Source organism: Marinobacterium sp. xm-a-127 (assembly GCF_013283425.1).
Classification (GTDB): Bacteria; Pseudomonadota; Gammaproteobacteria; order Pseudomonadales; family Balneatricaceae; genus Marinobacterium_E.
This window is the reverse complement of the sequence record NZ_WBYH01000008.1, coordinates 22522-37708: the sequence shown is the minus strand read 5'-3', so window position 1 is coordinate 37708 and position 15187 is coordinate 22522. Positions and strand designations below refer to the sequence as shown.

Below are 15187 nucleotides of genomic sequence, written 5' to 3'. Positions count from 1 at the left end.
CAGTCGTGAAACGCGTCATCGCCGATGGTAGTGTGGGGTTTCCCCATGTGAGAGTAGGTCATTGCCAGGCACCTAATAAACAAAGAACCCCAGTACCGAAAGGTCCTGGGGTTTTTTGTTTTTTGGTAGCAAGGAGACTTCTGAGCGAATGTCCATGTGACAAACCATGCCCCAACGGGGCGGGGTTGAGGCGCTGAAAGCGACGCGAAGCGATTACGAACACCGTTCGTAACCTATTGTAGGTCATTGCCTACTCCGTTAGATAAACCTCGCACCAGTCCATAATCATTGATACACCGCTTCGCGGTGATCGCGGTCTGCCGCTACGCGGCAGTTCGCTCCTACAGTCGGACTTCGTAAAAGATCTCTGCCAACGTCAATAGCGGATGACAGGCTGAAGGCCAGTCACCGGCACTCCGTTAGATAAATCCGGCACCAGTCCATAATCATTGATACACCGCTTCGCGGTGATCGCAGTCTGCCGCTACGCGGCAGTTCGCTCCTACAGTCGGACTTCGTAAAAGATCTCTGCCAACGTCAACGGCGGATGTCAGGCTGAAGGCCAGTCACCGGCACTCCGTCAGATAAACCTCGCACCAGTCCATAATCATTGATACACCGCTTCGCGGTGATCGCGGTCTGCCGCTACGCGGCAGTTCGCTCCTACAGTCGGACTTCGTAAGAGACCCTCTGCCAACGTTTATAGCGGATGACAGGCTGAAGGCCAGTCACCGTAGCTCCGTAGCGAGTTAAGAACATCAGTGACTGGCTTTAGCCTGTCATCTGCTGTCCAATTACGCTCCAATCCATCGCGGCCTTCGCAAGACCGCTCCAACGGCTCCTAACTCTCCAACCAAAACGTAACCGGCCCATCATTGGTTAGTGATACTTTCATATCGGCACCAAACTTCCCGGTCGCAACTTTAAGCCCCGTTTTGTTAGCCGCTTCTACAAAGTAGTTGTAGAGCTCTTCACCCAGTGCTGGAGATGCCCCTTTTGAAAAACCCGGTCGTTTGCCCTTGGAGGTTTCGGCTACCAGCGTAAATTGAGAGACCACCAGTAACTCGCCTTCAATATTTTTAAGGCTAAGGTTCATCTTGTCCGATTCATCGCTAAAGATGCGGTAGTTGATCACCTTGTCGAGTAGTTTATCGGCTTTTGATCGGTCATCCTCTTTCTCTACACCGAGTAAAAGAAGTATCCCATGATCTATTTCACCGACGCAGTTGCCGTCTACTACAACGCTAGCACTGCTGACTCGTTGAATAAGTCCTTTCATTAGCTGGTTAACTCCAGATACTGATCGGTGGCATGGATTAAACGGTCTGTAATGCCCGGCTCAAAGGCTGAGTGTCCGGCATCACGAACGATATCAAAGTTTGCTTGAGGCAGTTCTTTAGCCAATAGGTGTGCCTGCTCAATAGGGCAAACCATGTCATATCGGCCATGAACAATCCAGGTCGGTATCTTTTTGATGCGATCACAGTGATTGAGCAGTTGGTTTTCAGACATAAAAGAGTTGTTGGCAAAATAGTGTGCTTCGATACGCGCCATGGCTAATGCGACATGAGGATTACCAAAGTGGTCAACCAAACTAGGGTTAGGATCTAATGTGGAGCAGCGTCCCTCCCAAATAGACCAAGCCTTTGCTGCTGCCATACGCTCTAGTTCATTATCACTGGTCAGAACTTTATAGTAGCTGCTGACCATGTCGTTTCTCTGATCGGCCGGTATCGGTGCTATAAATGATTCCCAATGGTCAGGGAATACATAGCTTGCTCCCTCTTGGTAAAACCACTGAATATCTCTAGGTCGACAGAGGAATATACCTCTTAGAAACAGTGCATTGACTCGCTCTGGGTGAGATTGTGCGTAGGCAAGGCTTAACGTAGAACCCCAACTACCGCCAAATAGTGCCCACTTATCTAGGCCGAGATGGGTACGAATCTTTTCAATATCAGCGATTAAGTGTTCCGTTGTGTTGTTTTCTAAACTGCCATGCGGCGTCGAGCGCCCACAGCCGCGTTGATCAAATAGAATGATTTTGTAATGTTCTGGGTTAAAAAAGCGTCGATGCTCGGGCGAACAACCACCGCCTGGCCCGCCGTGGACGAACAGAATAGGCTCGCCATTGGGGTTGCCTGAAAGCTCTAAAAAGAGGCTGTGCCCTTTGCCTACATCCAGTTGCTCGCTGTGGTAGGCACTTATTTCTGGGTAGAGTGTTCTCATTCTACTGGTAACCCCGCATCTTCTAGGCGTTTCTTACGCAGCTCAATTAATCGATCGATCTCAAATATCTCCTGTGGGCTCGCATCCGTTTTAAGCCCTCCCACAATGGCGTAATTGATACGGGTTTTATGCAGATCAAAGAAGTCGGTCAATGACTTAGCTACCTTTAGTCGATTCTCTGGATAGATTGTGACTAAGTGTTCGGTTAACTCACCCGCTCGTTTGGGCAGCTTTAATACCATCTGTAATGCTACCTCTTCTGCTTTTAGGTGAGCAGATTCCAGTGCAGTTTTTATTAGGTGCTGAGGATCTTTCGGGTTCTGTTTGAGTGCCTCAATCAACAGTTTAAGCGCCGGCTCTGCAATCTCTGCAGCCACGTACTCCTCAAGAGGAGGCACGGATGCAGGGTTGGTTGTGAACTGGTAGGGCTGAGCGGGTTCTAGACGTTCGGTTCGCAAGAAGAGCTTACGCACTAATAAGAAGAGCATCAGCAGTAGATGCAGTGAAATGACGTAGAAGTAGAGCCAAACAGAGCTAAACCACTCCATCATAGCGCCCGCCACGATAGGGCCGACGACACCACCGACGCCTAATAGAATTTGCATCATACTGGTTGCAGGCATCGCCTCTTTACTGTCGATGTGGTCGAACACCTGTGTCACAGCTAGCGGGAAAATAGCGGCCCCAGCGCCCCCTGACAGTAGGAAGAAGAAGGTGACGAACCAGGTGGGTAGAGCGCTGTAAAAATCGATAATGATGACGGCATTTGCACCGACACCAATCATCATTAATACAGCGCCCACCGTACGTTTATCGAAACGATCCGCAAACCAGCCAGTTGGGTATTGTGTCATGAGGCCCCCAAGCAAATAGGAGCCTAAAATGATTGATAGTAGTGTGCCGCTAAAGCCTCGATCGTAAGCGTATAGAGCGATCAGTGATACGCTTGCGGAGCCAATAGAACCCGCCACCAGGCAAGATAGAGTACCTGATGGAGAGACCTTCCATAGTTGCCCAAATGACATTGGGCGGCTTCGGCCAGGTAGCTCGGGTGCTGGCATGCGTGACATCGACATAATAATCAGAGCGATCGCTAATACGGCGCTGATAATACCGAACAGTCTAAAATCACTCTCTTCGAAAATGTTCATCACAAAAGGTGCTGAACCGAATCCGACAGCAAAGAATATCTGGTAGACACTGAACAGTTTACCGCGGTTGCTGCTATCACTGGTGACATTAAGCCAGCTCTCCAGAGTAATAAAACTGGTGATGAAGCAGAAGCCTGCAACGACCCTTAACAGGGAAGTGATGATGAACGATTCAAGAAGTGTGTGCAGTATTGAGACGATCGACAGTGTTGCAGCCATTGTTGCAAAGGCGCGGATATGACCGACGCGGTTGACGACTTTGGCCCCAAACATCCCTGCCAGGATAGAGCCGGCGGCAAACATACCCATAGCAATACCGACTTGTGAAGACTCAATGCCCGCCGACTGCATTCTTAAAGGGAGGATGATAAAGAATAGGTTGTGGCTAAGCGCCATACCAATAATTGAAAAAAGAATAGGGCTGACCCGGTAAAAAATGCTGTTGGTCATTAGGTGGTTCCTAGTTTGTCACTTCAAGATTTCTTGGACTTTAGTTTACTCCGTTTATTTCGTTTGAATATAAAAAAACGGTGCTCAATTTGCATTGGCACCGTTTTATGTTTTGCATTTATTGCAAATTAATTAACGCTTAGCGCGTTTACGCTCATGCTCTTTCAAGAACTTCTTACGAATACGGATGTTCTCAGGTGTTACTTCAACCAACTCATCATCTTCAATGAAGTCTAGAGCCTGCTCTAGAGTAAAGCGGATAGGTGGCGTTAGCACGATGTTCTCATCAGTACCTGAGGCTCGGACGTTGGTTAGCTGCTTACCTTTGGTTGGGTTAACCGTTAGGTCATTCGAGCGGCTATGGATACCAATGACCATGCCTTCGTACACTTCAATGTTTGGACCGATCATGAGGCGACCGCGCTCCTGAAGAGAGAAGAGTGCGTAGCCCAGTACTTTACCGTTAACCATCGAAACCAGTACGCCGTTGTTACGAGTCACCGTCTCACCCTCTTTCACCACACCGTAGTGGTCAAAGATTGAGTTCATGATACCAGTACCAGACGTCATGGTTAGGAATTGGCTACGGAAGCCGATCAAACCGCGAGAAGGGATCATAAAGGTCAGGCGACAGCGGCCTTTGCCGTCAACTTCCATATTCGTCATGTCACCGCGACGCATGCCTAGCTCTTCGATGATCGAGCCCTGGTGCTGCTCTTCAACGTCGATCATAACGATCTCGTAAGGTTCGTGGATTTCGCCATCTACCTCTTTCTGAATTACTTCAGGACGGCTGATGCCAAGTTCGAAGCCTTCACGGCGCATGGTCTCAATCAGTACCGATAGGTGAAGTTCACCACGACCTGATACACGGAATTTCTCAGGGCTATCACCCGGCTCTACACGCAGTGCTACGTTGTGAATCAATTCGCGCTCTAGACGCTCTTTGATGTTACGGCTGGTAACGAATTTGCCCTCTTTACCGGCAAACGGAGAGTCGTTGACCTGGAATGTCATAGAGACGGTTGGCTCATCGACAGAGAGTGCTGGTAGTGCTTCAACAACATCTGGGTGACACAGCGTATCTGAGATGTTGAGTTCGTCTAGACCGGTAATACAGACAATGTCACCTGCTTGTGCACTGTCGACATCGACACGATCAAGACCGTGGTAGCCCATGATCTTAAGGATACGACCTGAACGCATTTTTGCGTGTGAATCGATGACTTTAACAGGCGTGTTGGTAGAGATCTTACCGCGTGAGATACGACCCACACCGATAACACCGACAAAGCTGTTGTAGTCCAACGCAGAGACCTGCATCTGGAATGGACCTTCTGTATCGACGTGAGGCGCATCAACGTGCTTGATGATCGCTTCAAATAGAGGCGTCATATCGTCAGCCATAGCTTCGTGATCATCACCCGCAATACCGTTGATCGCTGAGGCGTAGACAATCGGGAAGTCCAACTGCTCATCGGTAGCGCCTAGGTTGTCGAACAGTTCGAAAACCTGATCCATAACCCAATCTGGACGTGCACCAGGACGGTCGATTTTGTTGATAACAACGATTGGCTTAAGGCCGCGTGCAAAGGCTTTCTGAGTAACGAAGCGTGTTTGTGGCATTGGACCATCAACTGCATCAACAAGCAGAAGGACCGAGTCAACCATCGACATAACACGCTCTACCTCACCACCGAAATCGGCGTGCCCAGGAGTATCGACGATGTTGATGCGGTAGTCGTTCCAAGTGATGGCGGTGTTTTTGGCAAGGATGGTGATGCCACGCTCTTTCTCTTGGTCGTTTGAGTCCATGACGCGCTCAGCGCCTTCATCACGACGGCCAAGGGTACCTGACTGCTCTAGAAGTTTATCAACTAGGGTGGTTTTGCCATGGTCGACGTGTGCGATGATGGCGATATTGCGAAGATTTTCGATCACGAGGTGAGTCTCATTAATTAAAGATGCGCGGATTATACGCGTCGAGCGTGATCAAGGCGAATTAATAGCCAATAAATTTGGACCATATGAACAATTGTTAGAAGCGAATCTAGTGCAAAATTTTTTGGCTGGAGTATCATATTGGCACACATCGACAGACTAGTAATAGTTTAAAGCACCATTGTGGTGCGTATGTTTTAGGTGTGCATCAAATTGGTGCGTTTATTGTCATTGGTGATTCGTTGCTGATGCGGTAAATCACCGTAAATAAAGACTTTTTTCGAGTTGGCATACTGTTTGCTAGCTCGTTAGGAAGACTGAGCTTGCATGGTGCAGGCTTAAACCCAAGGCTACTAGTCTGGCAATATCTGATAATGGAGAGAGCCATAATGTCTGAACAGACACTAAATCTGATCAAAGAAACTGACGCGAAGTGGATCGACCTTCGCTTTACAGACTCTAAAGGTAAAGAGCAGCACGTAACTATCCCAGTTCACGAAATGGGTGACGACTTCTTCGAAGACGGCAAAATGTTTGATGGCTCATCTATCCAAGGTTGGAAGGGTATTAACGACTCTGACATGATCCTTCGTCCAGATGACTCTTCATCTATCGTTGATCCATTCTCTGAAGATGCAACAGTCATCATCCGTTGTGACATCGTTGAGCCTGCTACAGGTCTTGGTTACGAGCGTGATCCACGTTCTGTTGCTAAGCGTGCAGAAGAGTACCTGAAATCAACAGGTATCGCTGACAGCGCTATGTTCGGTCCAGAGCCAGAGTTCTTCGTATTTGACGAAGTTCACTTCCACTCTGACATGTCTGGTTGTGGCTACACTGTATCTTCTGAAGAAGCTGCATGGTCTTCTAACAGCAAATTCGAAGGCGGTAACACAGGTCACCGTCCACGCGTTAAAGGCGGTTACTTCCCAGTACCACCAGTAGACTCTCTACACGATCTTCGTGCTGCAATGTGTGACGCGATGACAGCGATGGGTCTGCACGTAGAAGTACACCACCACGAAGTAGCAACTGCTGGTCAGTGTGAAATCGGTGTGGCAGGTAACACCCTTGTTAAGAAAGCTGACGAAGTTCAGATTCTTAAGTACGCAGTTCACAACGTTGCTCACGCTTACGGTAAAACAGCTACGTTCATGCCTAAGCCAATCGTTGGTGACAACGGCTCTGGTATGCACGTTCACCAGTCTCTATCTAAAGGCGGTGTTAACATCTTCGCTGGCGACGCATACGCGGGCCTATCTGAAGAAGCTCTTTACTACATCGGCGGTATCATCAAGCACGCTAAAGCGCTTAACGCTCTATGTAACCCAGGTACTAACTCGTACAAGCGTCTTGTTCCAGGCTTCGAAGCACCAGTTATGCTAGCTTACTCAGCTCGTAACCGTTCAGCTTCTATCCGTATCCCATACGTAACTAGCCCTAAAGGCCGTCGTATCGAGACACGCTTCCCTGATCCAATCGCTAACCCATACCTAGCGTTCTCTGCGCTAATGATGGCGGGTCTTGACGGTATCCAGAACAAGATCCACCCTGGCGATGCAGCAGACAAAGACCTTTACGATCTACCAGCTGAAGAAGCTGCTCAGATCCCACAGGTTTGTTCTTCACTAGAAGAAGCTCTGGACGCTCTAGAAGCTGATCACGAGTTCCTAACTCGCGGCGGCGTATTCACTGAAGACATGCTAAACGCTTACATCGAACTTAAGCGTGAAGAGTGTGCTCAAGTGAGCCAGACAACTCACCCAATCGAATACGATCTTTACTACTCAGTTTAAGATCTTATCGATTCAAAAAACCCGGCACCTGCCGGGTTTTTTATGTTCAGGACGAACGGTATCCTGCGAGCAAAAGGATGTGCAGGAGCAGGGCATGCCAGGACGAACGGTATCCTGCAGGCGCATGGATGCGCACAAAACACCTCGCACCAAAATGGTGCATAATATCTTCATATATGCCATTCTATTGTGCATGCTAAAACTCAAAAGCCCGTGGTTACTGGGTTTCGCTGAGTTGGCAACCTTTTTGCTTATTAAGTAGAGCTATTAAGGCTTAACGCTAGAGTAGAGCTGTTAAGTCATCAAAACCCTTGGGAATACCTAATGTTCGGATCGCAACAGTACAAATTGATTCTTGAAAACCTCAATACGGCTGTATTGGTACTGGGGCAGAAGTTCGAGTTGAAGTATATGAATCCGGCCGCTGAGGTTCTGTTAGAGGGTAGCTTTAAACGCTTAAAAAATTCACACATCGAGTATCTCTTTATTGGTTCCGAAGAGGAGCTCAAGCTATTAGAGAGTGTCTCTGCGACGGGACAGCATGTCAGTAAACGCGAAGCCGCTCTGATTACCTTTGGTGGTAACGAGTTGATGACGGATTACACCATCTCAAGGTTACCGAATGGGTTTCTACTGATGGAGTTGCACCCACGTGATCGCCTGGTTCGAATTGAGCGTGAAGAGGAGATGTTGAATCGACATGCCACCGCCAAAGTGCTTGTGCGTGGCTTGGCACATGAGATCAAGAACCCGTTGGGCGGGATTCGCGGCTCTGCACAGTTGCTAGAGCGCGAGCTGGATGATGAGGGGCTTAAAGAGTTCACCGGAATTATCATCGATGAAGCGGATCGGTTAAGAAATCTGGTGGATCGTCTGATGGGGCCTTACAAGAAGCCCAACATACACCCGGTGAACATTCACGAGGTGCTCGAGCGTGTGCGTGCTCTGATTGAAGTTGAAAGCGAGCAAGAGATTCAGTTGGTTCGTGACTACGACCCAAGTCTGCCGGAGTTTAACGGCGACAGTGAACAGTTGATCCAAGCGGTTTTAAACATCTGCAGAAATGCGATGCAGGCCCTGAAAGAGTCTGAAACAGCCGCTCCGCAAATCCGTATGAAAACACGAGCGCTCAGACGAATTACGCTGGGCGCAGAGCAGCATCGACTGGTCTGCTGCGTAGAGATTATCGATAACGGTCCGGGCATACCAAAGGATCTTTTAGATTCCGTGTTCTATCCGATGGTGACCGGTCGTGCGGAAGGGTCTGGGTTGGGACTATCGATTGCCCAATCTGTTATTGGTCAGCACCAGGGTTTAATCGAGGTCGCCTCGAAACCCAGTACAACAAATTTTAAAATTTTAATTCCTTTGGAGAGTTGAGATGTCTAAGCCAGCAACCGTTTGGATAGTAGATGATGATCGCTCAATACGTTGGGTTTTAGAGAAAGCGATCTCTGGCAGTGGCTTGGCGACAGAAGTGTTTGAGTCGGGCGATGCGTTGCTGCGTAAAATTAAGCGTGAACAGCCTGATGTGATTATCAGCGATATTCGTATGCCGGGCATTGATGGTCTTGAGATGCTAGAGCAGCTTCAAGCTGATTATGCAGACATTCCGACTATCATCATGACCGCTCACTCAGATTTAGATTCCGCGGTTGCCTCTTATCAAGGTGGTGCCTTTGAGTACTTGCCTAAGCCATTTGATATTGATGAGGCGGTAGCGCTGGTTCAGCGAGCGGTGCAGCACGTTGAAGAGCAGCGTCAACAAACCGAAGTGATTGTTGAAGATGATACACCTGAGATCATTGGTGAGGCGCCGGCTATGCAGGAGGTGTTCCGTGCCATTGGTCGTCTGTCTCATTCCCCGATTACTGTATTGATCAATGGTGAGTCTGGTACAGGTAAAGAGCTGGTGGCCCATGCTCTGCATCGCCACAGTCCGCGTGCGGGTAATGAGTTTATTCCATTGAACATGGCGGCTATTCCACATGACTTGATTGAGTCTGAACTGTTCGGGCATGAAAAGGGTGCCTTTACCGGAGCTCAAGCTTCGCGCCGTGGCCGTTTTGAACAGGCCGATGGTGGCACACTGTTCCTTGATGAGATCGGCGATATGCCTGCGGATACTCAAACTCGACTCTTGCGTGTTCTTGCTGACGGTGAGTTCTACCGTGTCGGTGGTCATACACCGGTTAAAGTTGATGTTCGAATCATTGCAGCTACCCACCAAAATCTCGAAAACCTCGTTAAAGAGGGCAAGTTTCGTGAGGATCTGTTCCACCGTCTAAACGTGATTCGAGTTCACATCCCCTCGTTAAATGAGCGTCGTGAAGATATTCCTCGTCTCGCTCGCCACTTTTTGTCACGTTCGGCGAAAGAGCTGGGCGTTGAGACTAAGATTCTTAAGCCGGAAACAGAGCGTTTTCTGCGCGATCTGACTTGGCCAGGTAATGTGCGACAGCTGGAAAACACCTGTCGCTGGATTACCGTGATGGCGTCTGGTCGAGAGGTTCTTGTCTCTGATTTACCACCAGAGCTTCTAGAGTCCTCAAATGAACGCCCTGTTGTTCATGGTAATTGGGAACAAGCACTGCGTGGCTGGGCTGATCAGCGTCTCTTTGAAGGGGAGAGGGGCATCCTCAAAGAGGCTGAACGTCAGTTTGAGCAGGTGTTGATAGAGACTGCGCTTAAACATACGGGTGGCCGTAAACGTGATGCGTCTGAACTTTTAGGCTGGGGGCGAAATACCCTAACCCGCAAGCTAAAAGAGCTGGGTATTGAGGCGGATTAGAGTCGCTTAATGCTACAATCGGCATCTAACAGTTTAGGTGCCGATATGCTTCACGTTGCTCTTTACGAACCCGAGATACCACCCAATACCGGAAATATTATTCGCCTGTGTGCTAACACGGGTTTCTCCCTTCATTTGATTAAACCCCTCGGCTTTGAGCTGGATGATAAGCGCCTGCGCAGAGCGGGATTGGATTATGCCGAGTTTGCCTCTATGAAAGTTCATGAGTCATTAGAAGCCTGTATTCAATCAGTCTCCCCAAGAAAAGTATGGTCGATGACGACCAAAACGGATCGCGCCTATACCGATGCTGATTTTGCATCGGGTGATATGATTCTATTGGGCCCGGAGACACGGGGTCTGCCTCAGAGTGTCATCGATTCGACCGATGCAATTACCTTGCCGATGTGCCCTGATTCACGCAGTTTGAATCTGTCTAATGCCTGTGCCATTGTTGTTTATGAGGCGTGGCGGCAGCTCTCTTTTGCGGGAGCCAAGTAGCTAAGGTCTGAGGTGGTTAGGCTTGCTTAAGGGGCTGAGTGTTGGGTATGGAGTGAAGCCATCTCGACACCCGCTAGGCGTAAGCAGATCTGTCCAATTATTAACCAGGGGTCGGTCGGTAGTTGTCCTTTAACGGCCTGATCAGCTTGTCCACAAAGTCGCAGTAACTGCTCAATCTCCGAGACTTTAATCTGACGACTGGCATTGCGAATAGCGGTTTTACGTTTGCTAAACAGTCTCAGTCTGTTCGCAATCGTATCGTAATTCTTCCCTTCTGATATCTCTGTAATCACGCTGCTTAGCGTGCGCAACTCACGTGAAATGGCCCAGAGTATGAAGGTCGGTTCGACACCCTCTTGTCTTAGCGCCTGCAGAATGTGTTGTACTCTTGCAGGTTGTCTTTGTATCGCCGCATCTGCAAGTGCAAAGGCATCAAATCGTGACATGTCGCCAACCGCCTCGGCAACCTGGTTGGCATCAAGGGTTTGGTTGGGGTAGAGCAGAGAGAGCTTCTCTAACTCTTGTTGTGCCGCGAGTAGGTTGCCCTCTACACGATCGGCTAAGACGCCGATCGCCTCTTGATCCATAGAGATTGGAAAAGATTGAAGGCGTGTCGCTAGCCAGCGCGGGAGTTGGTCAACTTCAATGGGCCAGATTTCAACCACTAGCCCGAGCTTTTCGACCAGCTTGAACCAGGCGCTCTTTTTCGCACCGGCATCGAGTCGATCAGCCAAAATGAATATCACCGTATCGGGCGCAGGGTTCTCTAGATAGCGTTGTAGCAGATCTGATTCGGCTTTTTTGATCTTTTGTGAACCGAGTCGTAACTCAATAATTTTGCGCTCTGCAAATAGAGAGAGGCTATTGGCGGCCTCCATCAGGCTGTCCCAGTTAAAGCTGGAATCGATGTGATAGAGCTCTCGTTCAGTGAATTCTAGACCGCGAAGATGGGCTCGAATGGCGTCACAGCTTTCGTCGTGTTGAAGTGTTTCGTCCCCGGTTACAAGGTACACCGGTAGCGCAGTATTTAGCTTGTTGAGCTGCTGAGGTAGCTGATCAACTCTAACTTTCATAGGTTAGCGCGGAACGAAACTTAGGTATTGGCGAATAATCTGTTCAGCCAGTGCACGATTGATCTCTGAGCGGTAGCGCGCTTCCAGAGTCTCTTGCGCCAAGGTGTCTGAAGTTTCGGTAACACTGCGTTGAACATTGACTCGGCGCTCAATGGCGGGCGCTGTGCTATCACCTTGATAGATGGCAAATTGAGCTTCACCGCTCAATTCGTACTCTTGTGCATCTGCATTGGCATCAAGAATCACCGCGCGGCGATTGTAGCGTGCCGATTCAACGATCAGTTTAAGCTTAGCTCGGGATGTTAGGGTCACGCCGTTGCGTTGCAGTTGAGTTGTCAGCTCTCTGCCTAACAAAGTGGGCTGTGTGGTGTTTTCGACCAGAGTTAATTGCTGTAACGCTGGTGGTACCTCATAAAGCCCTTTTAGGTGGAAGCCACAAGCTGTTAGAAACAGCATGGCGAAACCTGCAACGAACGTACGTGACAACTTCATCTTTTACTCCTAGCTGACGACGATGTTGACCAGTTTGCCTGGTACAACAATCTCTTTGCGCAGCGTTAGGCCTTCCATGTATTTCTGAACATTAGCTTCAGCCAGGGCCAGTTGCAAAATTGTGTCCTTATCGGCATCGGCGGCAACATTGATACGAGCACGAAGTTTGCCATTAACCTGCACAATCATCTCGATGTTATCACGTACCAAAGCGGATTCATCAACGCTTGGCCAGCTATCATTTTGGCTTGCACCCGTCAGTTCAGTCAGCAGCTGATCGGCTGCGTGTGGAATGATCGGGGACAACAGCTGGACAGCAGCGCTAAGCGCTTCTTGTTTACAAGCACGTCCTTGCTCGGAGTCATCGTTGAATCGACCGATACTGTTTGAAAGCTCCATGACAGCGGCAATGGCTGTATTGAATGTCTGGCGGCGCTCAATATCATCCGTCACTTTTTGGATGGTTTCATGAGTCTTACGGCGCAGCTCTTTCTGCCCATCATTCAGCTTGGACGTGTCTAAAGTTGATGCTGGGCCGGCTGCGATATGGTCGTGTGCCTGTTTCCAGAGACGTTTGATGAAACGGTGTGCACCTTCCACACCTGAGTCAGACCACTCTAGTGACTGTTCTGGTGGTGCCGCAAACATCATGAATAGACGAACCGTATCGGCGCCGTATCGATCGATCATAACCTGAGGGTCGATGCCGTTGTTTTTCGACTTAGACATCTTGGACATGCCGTCGTGAATCAGCGTTTTACCCGTCTCTTTATGAGTGGCTTTGGTCACACGACCTTTCTCGTCTGTCTCAGTCTCTACATCAACCGGTGAGATCCAAACCTTACCGCCCTGTTCATCTTCGTAGTAGTAGCCATCGGCTAGAACCATGCCCTGACAGAGTAGGCGAGTGAAAGGTTCATCAGAGTTTACTAGACCCTCGTCACGCAGTAGTTTGTGATAGAAGCGTGAGTAGAGTAGGTGCAAAATAGCGTGCTCGATACCACCGATGTACTGATCAACAGGGAGCCAGTAGTTGGCTGCTTGAGGATCCAGCATCGCACTGTCTGAGTAACGGCTTGCATAGCGAGCAAAGTACCAACTTGACTCCATGAAGGTGTCGAAGGTATCCGTTTCGCGTTCTGCATCTGCGCCACACTTTGGACAGCTTGTTTTGATGAAGCTCTCCATCTTTTTAATCGGTGAACCGACGCCGTCGAAGGTTACCTCTTCTGGCAGAAGCACAGGCAGCTGATCTTCAGGTACGGGTACTGATCCACAGCTATTACAATTAACAACCGGGATCGGTGCGCCCCAGTAGCGTTGGCGTGAAACACCCCAATCGCGAAGGCGGAAGTTGATGGTTGTATGACCGCGACCTTTGTTGTTCAGTTCAGTCGCAATGGCTTTAAACGCCATTTCGAACTCTAGATCGTCAAAGTCACCCGAGTTGCACAGAACGCCTTTCTCTGTGAACGCTTCTTGCGTCAAGTCGACAGTCTGATCGTCGGACAGAGGCTTGATGACCTGTTTGATGTTCAGTCCGTATTTGGTTGCAAACTCCCAGTCACGTTGGTCGTGTCCAGGAACCGCCATGACAGCGCCTGAGCCGTAATCCATCAGAACAAAGTTTGCTGTCCAAACAGGCACCATTTCACCAGTGAGAGGGTGAGTGGCTTCGATGCCCAATGGCATGCCGCGTTTTTCCATCATCGCCATGTCAGCTTCGGCGACTTTTTGGTGACGACACTCATCAATAAAGCTAGCAAGTTCTGGGTTATTTTCGGCTGCTTCAAGTGCTAGAGGGTGTTGTGGTGCAACGGCAACATAGGTAACACCCATCAGCGTATCAGGGCGGGTTGTGAAGACCTCTAGATCACCTTTGTTAGGCACCGCAAATTTCAGCTCAACCCCTTTAGAGCGGCCGATCCAGTTGCGCTGCATGGTGCGGACCTGCTCTGGCCAATGATCCAGCTTCTCTAGATCTTCCAGTAGTTGGTCTGCGTAGTCAGTAATTTTCAGGAACCATTGAGGGATTTTCTTACGCTCAACAATCGCACCAGAGCGCCAACCGCGACCATCGATCACTTGCTCGTTAGCCAGAACGGTTTGGTCAACTGGGTCCCAGTTCACCTCGGCCTCTTTTTTGTAGACCAGGCCTTTCTCAAGAAGACGAGTAAAGAACCACTGCTCCCAACGGTAGTACTCCGGGTGGCAGGTCGCTAGCTCGCGATCCCAGTCGTAACCAAAGCCCATCTGTTTAAGCTGATTACGCATGTAATCGATATTGCTGTAGGTCCAGTTAGCAGGAGGCACATTGTTTTTAAGTGCAGCGTTTTCAGCTGGTAGGCCAAAGGCGTCCCAACCCATAGGCTGAAGAACGTTTTTTCCCTGCATGCGCTGGTATCGAGAGACGACATCACCGATGGTGTAGTTACGTACGTGGCCCATGTGCAGGCGACCACTTGGGTAAGGGAACATCGAGAGGCAGTAAAACTTCTCTTTGCTGGAATCCTCTTCAACGTTGAATGCGCCGGATTCTTCCCACTGCTGCTGGACTTTTGGTTCAATATCCTGGGGTTGGTACTGTTCGTTCATCGGTCTCTATATTCTGCAAACATAAAAACGGCATCATTGTTCTTGGAGCAAATTACTTTGCTAAGAAATGACACCGCTCAATGGTTATTTCATTAATACTGTTCAATACTGCATAGGATACATCAGATGCGGTCGCGCCGACAGGTTTGGCTGCTGAATAATCCGCTC

Annotated in this window: 11 protein-coding genes; 4 read left to right on the top strand and 7 right to left on the bottom strand. The window is 49.3% G+C overall.

Annotated elements, in window-relative coordinates; translation table 11 throughout:
* Window positions 1–841: 841 nt before the first annotated feature.
* From dtd to typA, 4 genes are all read right to left on the bottom strand, one after another.
* Window positions 842–1279: a D-aminoacyl-tRNA deacylase gene (gene dtd / locus XMA127_RS11650; protein ID WP_173483774.1), complete on the bottom strand. Its 438-nt coding sequence runs from the start codon at window positions 1277–1279 to the stop codon at window positions 842–844.
* Window positions 1279–2229, bottom strand: coding sequence for a prolyl aminopeptidase (gene pip / locus XMA127_RS11645; protein WP_173483773.1), 951 nt, complete (start codon window positions 2227–2229; stop codon window positions 1279–1281). Before pip ends, dtd begins: the two co-directional genes overlap by 1 nt.
* Window positions 2226–3830 (bottom strand): MFS transporter, encoded by a 1605-nt coding sequence (locus XMA127_RS11640; protein ID WP_173482208.1) that lies wholly within the window; start codon window positions 3828–3830, stop codon window positions 2226–2228. Before XMA127_RS11640 ends, pip begins: the two co-directional genes overlap by 4 nt.
* Before the next feature lie 132 nt (window positions 3831–3962).
* Window positions 3963–5771, bottom strand: coding sequence for a translational GTPase TypA (gene typA, locus XMA127_RS11635; RefSeq protein WP_173482209.1), 1809 nt, complete (start codon window positions 5769–5771; stop codon window positions 3963–3965).
* 389 nt (window positions 5772–6160) lie between these two features.
* On the opposite strand from typA, the gene glnA reads away from it, so the two are divergent.
* From glnA to trmL, 4 genes are all read left to right on the top strand, one after another.
* Entirely contained in the window at window positions 6161–7567 is a 1407-nt protein-coding gene (gene glnA / locus XMA127_RS11630; RefSeq protein WP_173482210.1) for a glutamate--ammonia ligase, read from the top strand.
* Window positions 7568–7891: 324 nt separating this feature from the next.
* Window positions 7892–8947 (top strand): nitrogen regulation protein NR(II), encoded by a 1056-nt coding sequence (glnL, locus tag XMA127_RS11625; RefSeq protein ID WP_173482211.1) that lies wholly within the window; start codon window positions 7892–7894, stop codon window positions 8945–8947.
* Between the two features lies 1 nt (window position 8948).
* Complete coding sequence (glnG, locus tag XMA127_RS11620; protein ID WP_173489276.1) at window positions 8949–10358, top strand: nitrogen regulation protein NR(I); 1410 nt, start codon at window positions 8949–8951, stop codon at window positions 10356–10358.
* A 45-nt stretch (window positions 10359–10403) separates the two neighbouring features.
* Window positions 10404–10859 (top strand): tRNA (uridine(34)/cytosine(34)/5-carboxymethylaminomethyluridine(34)-2'-O)-methyltransferase TrmL, encoded by a 456-nt coding sequence (trmL, locus tag XMA127_RS11615; RefSeq protein WP_173482245.1) that lies wholly within the window; start codon window positions 10404–10406, stop codon window positions 10857–10859.
* A gap of 26 nt (window positions 10860–10885) precedes the next feature.
* Here trmL and holA read toward each other — a convergent pair whose 3' ends face one another.
* From holA to leuS, 3 genes are read right to left on the bottom strand one after another with little or no spacing between them, the layout of a single operon-like run.
* Complete coding sequence (gene holA / locus XMA127_RS11610) at window positions 10886–11932, bottom strand: DNA polymerase III subunit delta (protein WP_173483441.1); 1047 nt, start codon at window positions 11930–11932, stop codon at window positions 10886–10888.
* A gap of 3 nt (window positions 11933–11935) precedes the next feature.
* On the bottom strand, window positions 11936–12424 hold the full coding sequence (gene lptE, locus XMA127_RS11605; RefSeq protein WP_173495078.1) for an LPS assembly lipoprotein LptE: 489 nt from the start codon (window positions 12422–12424) through the stop codon (window positions 11936–11938).
* A 9-nt stretch (window positions 12425–12433) separates the two neighbouring features.
* A complete protein-coding gene (gene leuS / locus XMA127_RS11600) occupies window positions 12434–15019 on the bottom strand; it encodes a leucine--tRNA ligase (RefSeq protein ID WP_173482215.1) in 2586 nt (861 codons plus the stop codon).
* Window positions 15020–15187 lie beyond the last annotated feature (168 nt).

Excerpts from the sequence above, each read along its gene's own strand:
- glnG (WP_173489276.1), top strand. The coding sequence starts at position 8,949 with ATGTCTAAGCCAGCAACCGTTTGGATAGTAGATGATGATCGCTCAATA.
- trmL (WP_173482245.1), top strand. The coding sequence starts at position 10,404 with ATGCTTCACGTTGCTCTTTACGAACCCGAGATACCACCCAATACCGGA.
- lptE (WP_173495078.1), bottom strand. The coding sequence starts at position 12,424 with ATGAAGTTGTCACGTACGTTCGTTGCAGGTTTCGCCATGCTGTTTCTA.
- pip (WP_173483773.1), bottom strand. The coding sequence starts at position 2,229 with ATGAGAACACTCTACCCAGAAATAAGTGCCTACCACAGCGAGCAACTG.
- dtd (WP_173483774.1), bottom strand. The coding sequence starts at position 1,279 with ATGAAAGGACTTATTCAACGAGTCAGCAGTGCTAGCGTTGTAGTAGAC.
- leuS (WP_173482215.1), bottom strand. The coding sequence starts at position 15,019 with ATGAACGAACAGTACCAACCCCAGGATATTGAACCAAAAGTCCAGCAG.
- glnA (WP_173482210.1), top strand. The coding sequence starts at position 6,161 with ATGTCTGAACAGACACTAAATCTGATCAAAGAAACTGACGCGAAGTGG.
- XMA127_RS11640 (WP_173482208.1), bottom strand. The coding sequence starts at position 3,830 with ATGACCAACAGCATTTTTTACCGGGTCAGCCCTATTCTTTTTTCAATT.
- holA (WP_173483441.1), bottom strand. The coding sequence starts at position 11,932 with ATGAAAGTTAGAGTTGATCAGCTACCTCAGCAGCTCAACAAGCTAAAT.
- glnL (WP_173482211.1), top strand. The coding sequence starts at position 7,892 with ATGTTCGGATCGCAACAGTACAAATTGATTCTTGAAAACCTCAATACG.